Origin of the sequence: Cohnella sp. GCM10020058 (assembly GCF_042683485.1) — a bacterium.
Lineage (GTDB): Bacteria > Bacillota > Bacilli > Paenibacillales > Paenibacillaceae > Cohnella.
On the sequence record NZ_JBHUJV010000015.1, the window covers coordinates 64,192 to 80,501 of the forward strand.

Annotated in this window: 8 protein-coding genes; 7 read left to right on the forward strand and 1 reads right to left on the reverse strand. The window is 59.5% G+C overall.

Features of this window, described 5'->3' with window-relative positions; genetic code table 11:
• Positions 1–53 precede the first annotated feature (53 nt).
• The 7 genes from ACFSR7_RS25240 to ACFSR7_RS25270 all read left to right on the forward strand — a co-directional run bounded on the left by ACFSR7_RS25240 (position 54) and on the right by ACFSR7_RS25270 (position 11,910).
• Positions 54–1,013, forward strand: a complete 960-nt coding sequence (locus ACFSR7_RS25240) for an ABC transporter permease (protein WP_378166393.1) — start codon at positions 54–56, stop codon at positions 1,011–1,013.
• An 18-nt stretch (positions 1,014–1,031) separates the two neighbouring features.
• A complete protein-coding gene (locus ACFSR7_RS25245) occupies positions 1,032–1,907 on the forward strand; it encodes a carbohydrate ABC transporter permease (RefSeq protein ID WP_378166841.1) in 876 nt (291 codons plus the stop codon).
• 41 nt (positions 1,908–1,948) lie between these two features.
• On the forward strand, positions 1,949–3,676 hold the full coding sequence (locus tag ACFSR7_RS25250; RefSeq protein ID WP_378166395.1) for a sensor histidine kinase: 1,728 nt from the start codon (positions 1,949–1,951) through the stop codon (positions 3,674–3,676).
• Between the two features lie 35 nt (positions 3,677–3,711).
• Complete coding sequence (locus tag ACFSR7_RS25255; protein ID WP_378166397.1) at positions 3,712–5,361, forward strand: response regulator transcription factor; 1,650 nt, start codon at positions 3,712–3,714, stop codon at positions 5,359–5,361.
• 16 nt (positions 5,362–5,377) lie between these two features.
• Complete coding sequence (locus ACFSR7_RS25260; protein WP_378166399.1) at positions 5,378–10,306, forward strand: sugar-binding protein; 4,929 nt, start codon at positions 5,378–5,380, stop codon at positions 10,304–10,306.
• A 156-nt stretch (positions 10,307–10,462) separates the two neighbouring features.
• Positions 10,463–11,095 (forward strand): immunity protein Imm33 domain-containing protein, encoded by a 633-nt coding sequence (locus ACFSR7_RS25265; protein ID WP_378166401.1) that lies wholly within the window; start codon positions 10,463–10,465, stop codon positions 11,093–11,095.
• 23 nt (positions 11,096–11,118) lie between these two features.
• On the forward strand, positions 11,119–11,910 hold the full coding sequence (locus ACFSR7_RS25270; RefSeq protein WP_378166403.1) for a hypothetical protein: 792 nt from the start codon (positions 11,119–11,121) through the stop codon (positions 11,908–11,910).
• 379 nt (positions 11,911–12,289) lie between these two features.
• Here ACFSR7_RS25270 and ACFSR7_RS25275 read toward each other — a convergent pair whose 3' ends face one another.
• Complete coding sequence (locus tag ACFSR7_RS25275) at positions 12,290–16,261, reverse strand: NHL domain-containing protein (RefSeq protein WP_378166405.1); 3,972 nt, start codon at positions 16,259–16,261, stop codon at positions 12,290–12,292.
• Positions 16,262–16,310: the final 49 nt, after the last annotated feature.

Sequence of the window (16,310 nt, forward strand, 5' to 3'; positions counted from 1 at the left end):
GGGAGATGCCGAACGCTCGCGGAGGCCCCGATCCAGGAGAAGAGCGTGCGCAAATGAGAGAGACCGGTATACCGACTGTGCCGGCGTCGTCCGCCACCCGGACGGAATCCGGAAGATTCGTTTCCTACTGCCGAAGAACTTGGCCGCTCCATCTGCTGCTGCTCCCGGCCTTCCTGATCACGCTGGTCTATCAATACTTCCCGATGCTCGGCGCCGTCATCGCCTTTAAGAACTATAAGCCGTGGCTGGGCATATGGGGATCGGATTGGGTGGGCTTGGGGCAGTTCAGATACTTGTTTTCGTTTCCCGACATCGGGCAGATCATGTGGAATACGATCGTGATCGCCATCATGAAGCAGATCCTCAACCTCGCGGTTCCCGTCCTGTTCGCGCTGCTGCTCAACGAGGTGAGCAGGGCGGCGTTCAAGAAAACGGTCCAGACGCTCGTGTACCTGCCGCATTTCCTGTCTTGGGTCATTCTGGGCGGCATCTTCGTCGACGTGCTGTCCGTGCAAGGGGGCATCGTCAACCGTTTTATCGGGCTGTTCGGGATCGAACCGATCTTCTTCCTCGGCAGCAACGACTGGTTCCGGCCGACCGTCATCGTCACCGATGTGTGGAAGGAATTCGGCTTTGCCGCCATCGTCTTCTTGTCGGCGCTCACGAGCGTAAATCCGAACCTTTACGAAGCCTCGGAGATCGACGGCGCCAACCGGTGGAAGCAGGCGATCCACATCACGCTCCCGGCGATCATGCCCATCCTCGTCGTCGTATCCACCCTGGCGCTGGGACGGATTCTGAACGCGGGCTTCGACCAAATCTTCAATCTGTACAATCCGCTCGTCTACCAGACCGGCGATATTATCGACACGTTCGTGTATCGGGTAGGCCTGGAAGGCGGTCAATTCAGCTTCGGCACGGCCGTCGGGCTGTTCAAGTCCATCATCGGCTTCGCGCTCATCGTGATCTGCTACCGCATTCTGTACAAGGTGGCCGACTATCGAATTTTCTAAGGAGGTCGGTCGACCGTGATGTATCGCTCCACCTCATACAAGGTGTTTACGATCTTCAACTATGCGCTGCTCGGCCTGGTCAGTCTGCTCTGCATTCTGCCGGTCGTGCACGTGCTGGCCGTCTCGCTCAGCTCGCGGGCGGCCGCGACGGCGAATATCGTCAACTTCTGGCCCGTCGACTGGACGACGGACGCCTACGAGCAGACGCTCGCCAATGCCCACTTCCTCCGCGCGCTGTACGTCGGCGCGAAGCGGACGGTGCTCGGGACAGGGATCTCGATCACGCTCGTGCTGCTGGCCGCGTATTCGCTGTCCAAGTCGGACCGCTACTTCGCCGGACGCACGGCGTACGCCTGGTTTTTCGTCGTCCCGATGCTGTTCGGCGGCGGCCTGATCCCGACCTATCTGGTCGTTAAGGAGACCGGCCTGCTGAACACGATCTGGGCGCTCATCATCCCCGGCGCGGCGAGCGGGTATCTGCTGATTCTCATGCTGAACTTCTTCCGCACCGTGCCGGTGGAGCTGGAGGAGGCCGCCTTGATCGACGGGGCGGGGCACTTCACCACGCTGTTCCGCATCTACTTGCCCGTGTCGATGGCCGGCATCGCGACGATCTGCCTGTTCGAGATGGTGGGACACTGGAACGCCTGGTTCGACGGCATGATTTATTTGAAAAACACGAACGACTACCCGCTCGCCACGTTCCTGCAGTCGATCATCGCCAAGGAGGACTTCAACCTGGCGGGCATCCGGGGGGAAGACGTCGCGAACATCTCGAGCCGGACGGTCAAAGCCTCGCAGATTTTTATCGGCGCGCTCCCGATCATGGCGGTGTATCCGTTTTTGCAAAAGTACTTCGTCAAAGGCATTGTGCTCGGTTCCGTGAAGGGCTAACATTTTAGGTAAATCGCGGAAAAGAACGAGGGGCTGTAGCCATGCCGTCCAAGCTGAGCATCTTTAATAAAATGTTGATCCTGCTATGCCTGCTGCTCGTCCCGATCGTCTGTCTCTACAGCTACGGCAACCAGGTCGGCACCCATGTCATCGAGCGGGAAATCAAAAAGTCGAACGGGAGCCGGCTTTCGTTTTTTATCCAACAAGTGAATGCGACGGCGGACCAGCTGTGGAAGGCGGCCTTCAACCTGAGCCGGGACCCGGACATGCCGAAGCTGATGTCCCCTGCGATCCAGAACGCGTCCTACGACACCCTGCAGACCAAGGAGCTGCTGGAGGAAAAAGCGGATCTTCAGAGCAACACGTTCGGCTGGACGAATGAGCTCACCATCTTCGCGCCCGAGACCGGGCAGACCGTCTCGACCAACGCCCGCTTGCAGTACGACGCGTCTCGCTTGCAGGCGGAAGAGGCGAAGACGTGGAACTACCGGAAGATCGTCACCGACAACGGAGAAGGGTATTATTTCGTTCATTATTTGACGGAGCCCTATATGGCGGTGCTGGATACGAGCAAGGCGAAGCTGGTCGTCGAGGTCGCGTTTGCGGCGGACAATATATCGGCGATGCTCGACCAGCTGCAGCACGGGAGCAGCGGCAATCCGTTCCTCTACCGTCCCGGCTACGAGCCGATCACGGGCAAGACGGCCGGCGGCGAGCAGCTCGCGCAGGTTGTAGCGAAGCTTTATGCCACTCGGCTCGGGCATTCCGGCTCCCTGGAGATGGCGATCGACGGACGGAGCTACCTCATCACCTACGAGCAGTCGGACGTGCTCGATTGGTATCTCGTCGACTACACCCCTCTCGGGGAGTTGCTGCAGCCGATCACGGACACCCGCCATCTTTTTTACGTCTCGACCGGTCTGCTGCTCGCGCTAAGTCTGCTGGCCGCCGCCTTGCTGTACCGCAATGTGCAGGTGCCGATCCGGGAGCTCATCCGCAGCGTGCAGAAGCTCAAGCGCGGAGACTATTCCGCAAGAGTGTCGGCCCGGACGAACAACGAATTCCAGTACTTATTCATTCAGTTCAACCACATGACCGAAGAGATCCAGCGGCTGATCGAAAATGTATTCGCCGAGAAGCTGCGCGTCCGGGAAGCGACGCTCAAGCAGCTTCAGTCGCAAATCAACCCCCACTTCCTGTACAACAGCTTCGCGTTCATCCAGAGCATGGCCCAACTGGACAACCGGGAGGCCATCATCGCCGTTACGCAGCATTTGAGCAAATATTACCGGTATACGACGCGCGTGGAGAAGGATACGGGCAGCCTGGAGGAAGAGATCGAGCTCATCCGCAACTACCTGGAGATTCACGCGATGAAAATGCACCGGCTGCAGTACGAGATCGACATACCTCCCGAATGGCTGCCGATCAGGCTCCCCCGACTGCTGCTTCAGCCGATCGTGGAGAACGCCATTATTCATGGCATCGGGAAGAAGCCGGGCGCCGGGCTCATTCGTATCGCAGCCGCGAAGCAGGCGGAGGGCGTCGATATCGTCGTGGACGACAATGGAGCGGGGCTTGACACGGACGGCCTGGCGAGATTGCGGGCTAAGCTGCTGAAGACGATGGACGATGAGATGGGCTGCGGTCTCTGGAATATCCGGCAGCGGATCGTTCACCAGTTCGGCGCCGAATCCGACTTGCTGCTCGAGGCTTCACCTCTGGGCGGGCTGCGGGTGACGATCCGCATCGTCCGGCACGAGGATTAGGCGTACCATCGCGTATGCATTCGGGGGGAATCGATTTGTTTCATCTGCTGATCGTGGACGACTATCCGGACCAGGTGGAGAGCCTCGCCGCCATCATCCCGCTCGAGGATCTCGGCATCGGCGAGGTTTATAAAGCATACTCGGGCGTCGAAGCGCTGGACATCTTGAAAAGATGCACCGTCGATATCGTGATCACGGATATACTCATGCCCGGCATGAGCGGACTTGAGCTGGTGAAGCAGGTTCGGGAAGGGTCGAAGACGACCAAGTGCATCTTCCTGTCCGGCCACGCCGAATTCGATTATGCGAAGCAGGCCATCGAGTTGCAATCTTCTTATTATCTGCTCAAGCCGGTAGAGACGGACGAACTGATCCGGACGCTGACCGGCGTCGTCGCCGACCTGCATGCGGAGTGGCAGGAGGTCGCCTCCCGCCGGCGCGCCGAGAATACGCTGCGAGAGAACCTGCCGCTGCTCGGCGGGGAGCTGCTCAACCATCTGCTGGAGGACCGTCGTTACCCGAAGGGGGTGATCGCAAGCAAGATGAAGATGCTCGATCTTCCGTTTCAAGGCGGGGATCGGGTCGGAATGTTCATCGTACGATTGGAGGACGGGTTTGACGATTTTGACGATTACGATTTATCGCTCATGGAGTTCGCGGTCGCCAATATGGCGGAGGAAGTATTCGGCGAGCGCTACCGCATCTGGCACTGCAAGGACGCCTACGACCATCTCGTCTTCGTGCTCAAACCGAAGGAGCGCGGGGAGGCGGCAAGCGAGCTGTCTGGTGAAAACGGGGACGCGGAGTGGCGGACGATCGAGAAAATGGCGGCAAGTTTGCATCGAAGCGTAAGCGTTTACTTGAAACGCAGCGTATCGATCGCGGTTGCCGAGCAGACCGGCGCGCTGCCCGAAGGGCTGTCCCGGCTGCACCGGATTTGCCTCTCCGCCGTTCGCAGGCAGATCGGAAGCGAATCCGGCTTTTTCGTGACGGCCCGGGGGGAGCCAGAGCAGGCGATCGAAGGCGGCCTCAAGGCGCCGTATCAGCCCCCGCTGCTCACGCATCTGCTGGAGACCGGCAGCTGGGAGCGGGCGGGCGGCAAGCTGGACGATATTTTCGCGGAGCTGGCGGAGAAGTGGGCGGAGTCCCTGGAGTACGCGCAGGAGGTTTATTTTAACGTCATGGGCGCGCTGCACTACGCGGCGCACCGAAGCGGCAGGCAGCTCGGCGATATCGCGGGCGGCACGGCGGACGGCGCGGAAGGCGGCCCGCCGTTAGCGTCCTACAAGCAGCTGCGGGATCGGGTATACGCGGTTTTCTCCAAGCTGATGGCGGATGCCGACCACGATACGAAGGACACCAGGTCGACGGTCGTCAGGCGCATCCATCACTTGATCGCCGAAGACGTCTCCCGGGATCTGTCGCTGCAGGCGATCTCCGACCACGTCAAGCTGCATCCGGCGTACATCTCCAAGGTTTATCGCATGGAGACGGGCGGCAACCTCGGCGATTACGTCCTGCAGAAGCGGATGGAGCGAGCGGCGATGCTCCTGCAGGAGAGCAACGACAAGATCTACGAGATCGCCGAGCGGACCGGATATATGACGACCCACTATTTCAGCAAGGTGTTCAAAGGCTACTTCGGCATGACGCCCCTCGAGTATCGGGAGAGGCTGAACAAGTAGAGGAGGCATCCGTTGAATGCTTGATCGAGACGTATCCGTTAGATGGAAGTTGAGCGGCTTATTGGCGCTCTTATCTCTTATTGCGATCATCGTGTTAAACGCTGCTCCAGCCAAGGCTGCCCAGCCGGAGCCGTACAATTGGCAAAACGTAAGCATCGGCGGCGGCGGCTTCGTGACCGGCATGGCCATCCATCCGACCGAGCCGGATCTCGTCTATATCCGGACGGACGTCGGCGGCGCTTACCGCTGGGACGCGGTCAACCACAAGTGGATCCAGCTGATGAACAAGGTGCCGAGGGAGCAGTCCAACCTGTACGGCATCGACAGCATCGCCATCGACCCGTCGGATTCGAACGTGGTGTACGTGGCCGCCGGCAAGTACGATTGGGCGGGCTCGCCGTCGGACATTCTCAAGTCGACGGATCGGGGCGCCACCTGGACCTCGAGCGGGTTCGCGCCGAGGCAGCTCGCCAACGGCAACGGGAAGGACCAGGGCGAGCGGCTCGTCGTCGATCCGAACAACAGCCAGATCCTCTATATGGGGACGCGGTACGACGGGCTGTGGCGAAGCACGTCAGGCGCCAGCAACGGTTCTTGGCAAAAGGTGACGAGCTTCCCGGTCGCCGGCAATGCGCCGGACGGCGTCAGTTTCGTCGCGTTCGACAAGAGCACGGGAACGACGGGCAGCGCGACGCAGACGATCTACGCCGGAGCCAAAGGCAAGGGCGTATACCGGAGCCTTGACGGCGGGGCGACCTGGGCGCTGATGAGCGGCAGCCCGACCGGCTTCAGCCGGGCGGTCGTGGCGTCCAACGGCACGCTGTACGTGAGCTGCGACGCGAGCGTCGTCAAGTTCGCCGGCGGCGCATGGACGACGATCACGCCGCCGACGACGGGGAAGTACGTCGGCATCTCGGTCGATCCGACGAATCCGAACATCGTTATGACGGCGATTCAGAACGGCTCCAGCTTCCCCGCGCCGATCTATCGTTCGACCAACGGGGGCGCGAGCTGGTCGCAGATCACGTTCGTCAAGCACCCGGACGTTCCCTGGTGGACGGGGAACTGGTTCGCGGCCGCCATATCCAGCCTGACGATCGATCCGGTTCACCCGAACCGGGTATGGTTCACCGACTTCTTCGGCACCTGGCGCACGGACGATATCACCGCGACTCCGTCGCAGTGGTACTCGTACGAGCAAGGCCATGAGGAGGTCGTGACGTTCGCCCTGCGCAGCACGCCGATCGGCGCGCCGCTGCTGAGCGGGCACGCGGACGTCGACGGAATGCGCCATACATCGCTGAGTACGTTCCCAAGCGCCAAGTTCGGCAATCCGTACCTGGGAGACACGGTGTCCATCGACTTCCAGGAGAGCAATCCGAACTTCGTCGCCCGGGTCGGCTCGACCCGCTATCTCAACTCGGGCGGCGGCGCCTACAGCACCGACAACGGCGCGAACTGGACGGCGTTCCCCAACCCGCCGGGCATCGCGGGACGCATCGCCGTATCGGCCGCCAGCGAGACGATGGTGTGGGTGCCGCAGTACGGCAGCCCGCTCTATTCGACCGACCGCGGACAGACGTGGACGGCCAGCACCGGCGCGCCGGCCAATACGGTGCCGGACTTCTGGGTCTGGTACCAGCCGCTGGCGTCGGACCGGGTGAACAACAATACGTTCTACCTGCTGGACCGCTCGACGGGCAGCTTCTATCGGAGTACGGACGGCGGGGCGACCTGGTCGGTCGCGTCCACGATGCCGGCATCGACCGCGAACCTGGCGTTCTTCAGCGTCAAGGCGGCGCCGGGCATGGCGGGCGAGGTATGGGCGGGCCTGTACACAAACGGTCTATGGCGCTCCAGCAATGGAGGCACTACGTGGACGCAGATGCCGAACGTCCAGGAGGCGAAGCTGTTTGCTTTCGGCAAAAACAAGCTTGGGTCGCCTAACCCGGCGGTGTTCGTCTACGGGAAGGTCGACAATGCCGAAGGCATCTTCCGCTCCGACGACTTCGGCGCGACATGGGCGAAGATCGACGCGCCCGATCCGGCGATCGGCGACGAAGCCAATACGATGGAGGGCGACCGCCAGGTATGGGGCCGCGTCTATATCGGAACGAACGGCACCGGCGTCTACTACGGCGAGACGTTGATGAGCCAAGGCAGCGATACGACGCCGCCGACCGCGCCGGCGAATCTGGCCTCCTCGTCGCAGACGTCGACGACTGTCAGTCTGACCTGGACAGCTTCGACGGACAATACGGGCGTAGCGGGATACAACATTTATAACGGGAGCACATACGTAGGCACGACCACGACGCCGTCGAGCACGTCGTTCACCGCGAGCGGCTTAACCCCGTCGACGGCGTACGCATTCACGGTGAAGGCGAAGGACGGAGCGGGCAATCTGTCGGCGGCCAGCAATGTGGTGGGCGTCTCGACCAAGGCGCCGCCCGCGGCGCCGACCAATCTGACCGCGCCGCAGACGACGCGGACCAGCATGGCCTTAAGCTGGAGTCCGCCTTCCAATACGGCCGGCGTGGCGGGGTACAAGATATACGTCGCCGGCAAGGAAGTCGGAGCCACGACCGGCACGACGTATACCATGTCGGGACTTCTGCCGGACCGTACGTATTCGGTGACCGTCCGCTCCGTAGATGCCGCGGGGAGCCCGTCGGCGCCGAGCAATACGCTGGCCGCGGCGACTGCGGCGGGACCGGGGACGCTCTCTTTTAGCGACAACTTCGAGGACGGCGCCGCGGACGGCTGGACCACCCAGAACGGGACCTGGGCGATCGCGACGGCCGACGGGTCCAAGGTGTATCAGCAGACGTCGTGGCTGGCGGCGAATGCGTTCAGCACGGTGGACGGTAGCGCCTACGGCAACTACAGCGTGGAGACGACGATCAAGCTGAGCATGAGCGACGTCGACCTGGGCGCCGGCATCGTGGCCCGCTATCAGGATCCGAGCAATTGGTACAGCTTCCAGATTCGCGGCGGCAAGCTGCAGATCGCCAAGGTGGCGGGCGGCACCAACACCGTCCTGGCTCAGAAAAACTTCAACATGGCCACGTACACGACGTACACGTTCACGGCGGTCCTGAACAACAGCACGCTGGACTTTTACGTCAACGGGTTCAAGGAGCTGTCCGCCACGGACTCGGCGCTCGCCACGGGCAAGGTCGGGGTGTACGCCTTCAAGACGACGGTCGACTACGACAATGTGAAGATCGTCCGCGATCGCGACTTCACGCCGCCGTCGGCACCGGGCAATCTGACGTCGCCTGCAAAGAGCGAGACGTCGGTCGATCTGACCTGGGACGCCTCCGCGGACAACATCGGCGTCACGCAGTATGAGGTGTACCAAGGCACGAGTCTGCTGGGAACGGTGACTTCTCCCGCGTATTCGGTGACCGGCCTTACGCCGAATACGGCCTACACGTTCAGCGTAAGAGCGAAGGATGCGGCGGGCAATGTGTCCGGCGCCAGCGCGCCGCTCGCCGTCACGACGGACGCGTATCTCGTGCAGGCGAACAAGACGCTGGCCGCCATCGCCGTCGACGGGTCGCTAAACGAATCGGTGTGGTCTATGGCGAAGCGGCTGAAGAAGCCGATCATCGGCACGCCGAACAACAGCGCCGAATTCGGCGTGCTGTGGGACAGCACCTATCTGTATGTCGGGGTGAAGGTGCTGGACGGCCAGCTGCACAATACGTCCGAGCTGCCTTACTACGACGACTCCGTCGAAGTGTATATCGACAGCAACAACAACAAGGGCACGACGTACGACAGCCATGACCAGCAGTTCGTCAAAGGCTGGAACGACAGCGCGCTGTGGCTGCAGAAAATGATGGCCAGCGGCACGCTGCACGGATGGGCGCCGATCACGGGCGGCTACACCGTGGAGCTGGCGATTCCGTGGAGCTCGCTCGGCCTCACGCCGGCCGCGGGTCTGACGATCGGGTTCGACGTGGCGAACAACGACACCGATACCGGCACCGGCAGAGAGAGCCAGCTTATGTGGGCCGGCACGAACGACAACTGGACGAATACGTCCGCCTTCGGCAGCCTGACGCTGTCCGCCACGGTCACGGGGGATACGCAGGCGCCGACCGCACCGGCGAATCTGACCTCGCCGTCGCACACCGACCGCAGCGTACAGTTGTCATGGGGCGCCTCGACGGACAATGTCGGCGTGACCGGGTACAACGTCTACAACGGCACCAATCTCGTCGCGTCCGTCGCTTCGACGACGTACACGATCACGGGCCTCACGCCCAGCACCGCCTACAGCTTCACGGTCAAGGCGAAGGACGCGGCGAACAACGTGTCTCCGGCGAGCAATACGGTCAACGTCACGACGGATGCTTCGTACACGCTGCTTCATGTGAGCAAGACCAATGCCGCCATGACGATCGACGGCAGCTTGAACGAATCGGTCTGGTCCGTCACCAAGCCGGTCACCAAGGACGTCTCCGGCACCTCGAACAACACGACGAAGTTCGGTGTGCTGTGGGACGACACCTACTTGTATGTCGGTGTCTCCGTCACCGACGCGGATCTGTACAACAACTCGGCCGATCCCTACGCCGACGATTCGGTCGAGATCTACATCGACGGCAATCATAACAAGGGCACGACCTACGACAGCTACGACCGGCAATTCATCAAGGGCTGGAACGACAGCACGCTGTGGGAGCAAAAAGGCCTGACGACCGGCGTGCAGCACGCCTGGGCCGCCACGACAGGCGGCTACACCGTAGAGCTGGCGATCCCCTGGAGCTCGCTCGGCATCACGCCGACCGTAGGCATGACCATCGGCTTCGACCTCGCCAACAACGACGAAGACGACGGCAACGGCCGCCAGGTCCAGACCGTATGGTCCGGCGGGTCGGACAACTGGACGAATACGGCCGGGTTTGGGGAGTTGACGTTGGCGGGGATGTAGAAGGGCGGCATGAAGCCTCAAACGGAGGAATCCGTTTGGGGTTTTCTTGCGTGGGGCTGTTTCGATATACTTAGCTCACCATAGACGTTTGAAGGAGATGCTTCAGTTTAGTGGAATGTATAGAGAAAAATGTTGCCGTATAAAAGGAGAATTCATGTGGAATGGAGCTTAGAGGACGTCGAGCAAACGAATCTACTAAATCCGAATACCTTCTTTATCCCAAGTCTTAAAGAGCGGCAAAAGCAAAAGAAAGGCGACTTCGTCAGATTGCACTTTGTGCTCGAGCATCCGGCCGAGGACGAGCCTCGCGCGGAAAGAATGTGGGTGGAAGTGACCGGGAAGAAGCGATGGGGTCAGACGTACACCGGGATTCTAACCAATCAGCCCGTATACATTAAATCCTTGCAGATTGGAGATCAAATCGAGTTTGAGCCTAAGCATATTGCTAGGGTCATCATCCCCAAAGACGATCCTAGGTGGTTGGATATCGGCGAACAAATGGCGCTAGTCTCCAATAAATGCCTGGAAGAAGGCGGCTGCGTGCGGTGGCTCTACCGTGAAACGCCAGACCGGGAGGACGACAGCGGATGGAGGTTATTCGAAGGAACCGAGAGCGATGCGTATAGCAGCCAAGCTTCAAACATTAGCGTCGTAAACCTGTATGCACTTCTCGATAAGGATCCTAGCCTGATAACGCCGCTCAAAGGCGCATTCGGAACGGCCTTCGAGAGAGAAAATACGAACAGTCCTTGGATTGAAATCAAGGATTGGAACGGATCATCCGATTAATTTGATCATAGGTGAGGGGTCTCATGAAGTACGCGTTGTCCGCATATGGTATCGTTCTGTTCCTCGTTCTGCAAGCGACCACGGCCTGCGGTGAATCGGAGCCATTCGGCTCGGCGCAGGTTAACGGTCCGAATACGGCAAGTCGTGCGGCTAACCCGGTCCAACATTTGCGTCAAACGCCATCGACAGGCCAACAAGAGCCAAAGGAAAGCCCAGCCTCACCTGTTATCATTTCCGATGTAGACCATTGGGATCACCCGTTAAAGCCGTACTTAATAGACAGAGGCCTTTCAAAAATTGTATTTCCAACGAAAGAATATCCCGTTTTTTATATGCGTTATGATTGGAATCTAACTGAAGTCATCAATGATTATCTGAATGGGACAACAGAAGCCATGTTAAAGGCTAACGGGTATTGGGACTTTGAGATCCGCACGCCGCACCATCAGATCGCCGTCAAAGCGCATGAGCGGAAGCTGACGCGACTGTCCTATGATGGTCAGGATCAGAATTTGGAGCAGCTTCGCAAAGAATACAACTTGATCGATGCGGCAACGAACGCCCGATGGATTAAAAAAGACAAGAAGACGGGATATTTCTACTGGCGTTCGCCAGGTTCATCAACAGCGCCTAGCAATCCCGACGATCTGTATCTGTATTACGTCTTATCGTTCTCGGAAAAGAACAAGGAAGGCTGGAACGAATACGTCATTGAGATGCCAAGAAGCAGCGATACGGTCATAGCAAGGTGGTACGCTAAAGTGGAGCATGGAGCGGCCGTGTTCTATGGGGAAACAGGCAAGAATTTAGAGTGAAATTACCTGCTAGTTAAGGGGCTGTGGCTAAGAGGTTTGGATTTAAGCGGTCTGAAGCCGGCACGAAAAGCTACGTTTTGAAACAAGGCAACCAGCAGACACAATACGCCATCACATGCGGTACCTTTCTTATGTCTGAGGGTCTCTATACAATTAAACTGACACAGAAGCCTGATAGGCAGGAGCACATTTTCTATTATGATGGAAATAACAATCAGTTCTATAAAGATGCGAAGCGTCAGTCGCTCCTTAAAAACTGGACCTGTCCTAATGTTCGATAGATGAATGTACCGGCGCAGCCTTAGCAGCTCAAGGTAAAAATCCCTCAAACGGTACGAACCGGTTGAGGGATTTTTGCGGACTTGTCATTTAACTTATTTTAGATGAGGCCGGATTTGTGCAGCAGTCTTTCGACCAGCGCAGCCGCTTCGGCTCTGGTGATATCGGCACCCGGTGCCAGCTGAGCGCTGCTTCTGCCGGTCATGATCCCCGTTTGCAGCGCTGAGGCGATACTGCTCCTGGCCCAAGGCGAGATGAGAGCGGCATCCTTGAAAGAGGTCAGTTGAGACGCTGCCGCTTCGGACGATTGCGCCTTCTGCAAGCCGGTCACCTGCATGGCCCTTGCCAAGATCGCTACGGCTTGTTCGCGCGTGATGCTGTCCGTCGGATGGAAGGTACCGTCTTCGTAACCGTCGATCAGGCCGTACGCGTATGCGGTCTGAATGGCTTGGCCGGACCAGTCCGTTGCCTGGATGTCCGAGAACGAAGCTGTCTTTTCCGAAGGCTTCAATCCCAGTCCGCGAACGACGATCTCGGCAAATTCAGCGCGTGTCACAGCTGCATCGGGATTATAAAGGCCGTTCGGATAGCCGCTAACGACCATTCTGGCGCCCAGATCGTTGACGGCATCCTTCGCCCAATAACGCTCCACGTCCGCGAACGACAGCGGATTGTAGACAAGCGCGTAGGTGCTGTTCGTCAAACTGTTGATTTTGGCGTAATACTTGCCGTCCATGACGACGACCTGCGTCGGTACATGGCGAGTCGTGCCGTCCGGCTCCACGACGATGGCGGTCGTTACTTTTTGCGGATCAGTACCGTTCGGAATCTCGATCGTTCGTTCTACATAGACGGAAAATGGCGCGATCTCGGCGGACTGGCCTTTATAAATCCGATTCACCGTAAAATCGACGGGCGATCCGACTACGGCAAAGCCGCCGGCTTTGGCCGCGTCTTCCGTCAACTGCCGCTTGTCCGCGGCGCTCGCCGCAATCTCAATCCGCAGCTCGATATCCTGCGGCGCCGCCGCGGAATCGAGGCCTGCCGTCAATGCAGCCGGAACGAGCTGGCTGGCCGGAATTTTGTACGAAGCATGAGCTGTCTTCAATTCCAGCGTTGCTCCGTATTCGTTGATGGCTTGAAGGCTCTTGTCGTTCAGCCGGGCGACGGCGATGTCCGAGCTGCCTCCGGTCACCACGGTGATGATGGCGCCGTTGCCCTCGGCAGCCAGCTTCTCCGCAATCTTCTGCGGGTCCAGCGAGATGGTCGTCACGGTCCGTCCGTTCACGACGGTAGTGGTTGACGTTCCTGTCGTTTCAGCCTTGCCGTTGACATACACGACGACGTCATTGTTCTGCGATGGAGCTGGTGGCTGCTGTACAGTCGGCTCGTCGGCTGCGCGACGGATCGTTACCGCATAATACTTCACGCTCACGCCATCCTGCGCCGTCACCTTGACATAGACGGTGGTCGATGCGCCGGCGGTCAACGCAATCGTGGAGCTATCCGTAATCGCAGTTGCGAAGTCGCTGTCCGAATAAAGGCTGTATGTCGCGCCCGTTACTGTGGCGATATCCGCCGGTCCGATAGCGTTCTTGCCGTTCGGCACGTTAACCGACCAGGTGACTGCGGTACCTGCGGATGCACCGTCGCCGCCGGCAGGGGAACTGTCCGTCTGTCCCGCGATACTCGTCAGTCCCGCATTGTCGCTGAGCGCCGCATTGCGATGGATTGTCACCGCAAAATACTTCGCAGTGACGCCGTTTTGCGCCGTCACTTTGACGTAGACAGTTGTCGCAGCACCTGCCGTCAGCGTAATCGTGGAGCTGCCCGTCACCTCCGTGGCGAAGCTGCTGTCCGAATACAGCTTGTACGTGGCACCGGTTACCGTGACGATATCCGATAATCCAACATCGGCTTTGCCGTTCGGCACGTTAACCGACCAGGTGACTGCGGTACCAGCCGATGCACCATCGCCGCCGGCAGGGGAGTCGTCCGTCTTGCCTGCAACGTTCGTCAGTCCAGCATCGTCGCTGAGCGCCGCATTGCGATGGATTGTCACCGCAAAATACTTCGCAGTGACGCCGTTTTGCGCCGTCACTTTGACGTAGACAGTTGTCGCAGCACCTGCCGTCAGCGTAATCGTGGAGCTGCCCGTGATTTCCGTGGCGAAGCTGCTGTCCGAATAGAGCTTGTATGTGGCGCCGGTTACCGTGACGATATCCGATAATCCAACATCGGCTTTGCCGTTCGGCACGCTAACCGACCAGGTGCCGGCAGTGCCAGCCGATGCGCCATCGCCGCCGGCAGGGGAACTATCCGTCTGACCTGCGACGCTCGCAAGTCCCGCGTTGTCGCTGAGCGCCGCATCGCGATGGATCGCCACCGCATAATACTTCGCGGTGACGCCGTCCTGCGCCGTCACTTTGACGTAGACAGTCGTCGCAGAACCCGCCGTCAGCGCAATCGTGGCGCTGCCTGTCACTTCCGTGGCGAAGCTGCTGTCCGAATAGAGCTTGTATGTGGCGCCGGTTACCGTGACGATGTCCGATAATCCCACATCGGCTTTGCCGTTCGGCACGTTAACCGACCATGTGGCGGCGGTACCAGCCGATGAACCGTCGCCGCCGGCAGGGGAACTGTCCGTCTGGCCTGCAATGCTCGCAAGTCCCGCATCGTTGCTAAGCGCCGCATCGCGATGGATCGTCACCGCATAATATTTCACCGTCACATCGTCAGGAGCAGTGATTTTCACATACACGGTCGTCGCAATGCCCGCCGTCAGCGATATGGTGGATTCGCCTCTTACTTGCGTGGTGAAGCCGCTGTCCGAGTACAGCTTAGATATCGCGCCGGTCGCCGTAGCGATGTCCGCTTTTCCTATGGCAGTCTTACTGTTCGGCACATGGACCGACCAGGTGATCGCAGCGCCCTCAGACGCGCCGTTGCCCCCTGCAGGGGAGTCGTCTGTCTGGCCTGCGAGACTCTTCAAGCCTGCGTCGTCCGACAGAACCGTCAGTTGGATAATTCGGTGAAAATACGTGTCGGCGATGAATACATGCCCGCTGCTGTCCACAGCCAGTCCGTAAGGACTGTAGAGCGCCGAGTCGATCGTATAAATCTTTTTGCTGACGCTGTCCACCTTGCGAACCCGATTGTTCAGCGTGTCCGAAACATACACGTTGCCGTCGCTGTCTACCGCTACACCCATAGGCATGCTTAACCATGAAGAGCTCGCCGGCGCGCCTTCATATTCGTCGCCGTTGCCGCCGATATAGGTGCTGATCTTACCGTCCGCATCCACCTTGCGGACATTCTGATTCCCATTGTCCACGATGTACAGAACGTTGCCGGGTCCAACCGCAAGGGCGACCGGACTATTCAACTTGGCCGCCGTCGCCGCGCCGCCGTTGCCACTGTTGCCGTAGCTGCCCGTGCCCGCGACCGTACTGACGATGCCGGCTGCATTCACCTTGACGACACGATGGTTAGAGGTATCTGCAATGTACAAATTGCCGCTGTCATCCAGCGCCAGGCCGGACGGAGTACTTAGACTGAAGGCAGTCGCTGCGCTGCCATCTGTGCCGCTTCCGGCCGATCCGGTGCCGGCAAACGTACTGATTTTCCCGTCGGTGTCCACCTTGCGCACGCGATTATTGTTCGAATCCGCGATATACAGGTTGCCGCTGCCGTCGACCACTATCGCGGTAGGCAAGTATAGACTGGCCGAAGGGGCCGCGCGGTTGTCCCCGTTGAAGCCGAATGTTCCCGTTCCCGCGACCGTGCTGATCTTGCCGTCCGTGCCGACCTTTCGAACACGGTGATTTTCCGTATCGGCTATGTATATGTTCCCGCTGCTATCCACCGCAACGGCGTTCGGCGTATTTAGCTGGGCAGCCGTCGCCGCCTGGCCGTCCCCGGAGAATCCGGACGATCCGGTCGTTCCCGCTACCGTCGTAGCGCCGTACGTGATCGTCGCCGCCTGTACGGCAGCAGGCAAGCCGCCTTGGGCCAACAAGAGTAAGGCTCCGAGCAGCATCCATACTTTTACATACATGGGTCTTGTCCTCATCCTGATACTCCCTTCGATGTGTGCTATCGCTGCGCTATTCTAGCACATG